Below are 291 nucleotides of genomic sequence, written 5' to 3'. Positions count from 1 at the left end.
GGGGGGGGGGGGGGGGCGCGCCCCCGCGCGCGCGCCCCGGCCGCCGCCTCGGCCGGACCGTCGGACCCCGCCGCTAGCGTCGGGTCCATGCAGAAAATCACCACCTTCCTCTGGTTCGACCAGCAAGCCGAAGAGGCCGCCGCCTTCTACACGTCGCTCTTCCGCGACTCCCGCATCACCAACGTCACCCACTACCTCGACGGCGGCCCGGCGCCCGCCGGTTCGGTCATGACCGTCGAGTTCGAACTCGACGGCCGGCCGTACGCGGCCCTCAACTTGACACTAAAACAC

1 protein-coding gene is annotated in these 291 nt (G+C 71.5%); it reads left to right on the top strand.

Translation table 11 applies throughout. From position 1 onward, the window contains the following. Nucleotides 1–87: 87 nt before the first annotated feature. Nucleotides 88–291: VOC family protein (locus ACFV4F_RS42455; protein WP_380511210.1), on the top strand; the 204-nt coding region annotated here is incomplete at its 3' end.

Origin of the sequence: Kitasatospora sp. NPDC059722 (genome assembly GCF_042733235.1) — a bacterium.
In the GTDB taxonomy this organism is placed as follows: Bacteria; Actinomycetota; Actinomycetes; order Streptomycetales; family Streptomycetaceae; genus Kitasatospora.
Note: the sequence above shows the minus strand (reverse complement) of the source record. Positions and strands in the feature narration are given on the sequence as shown.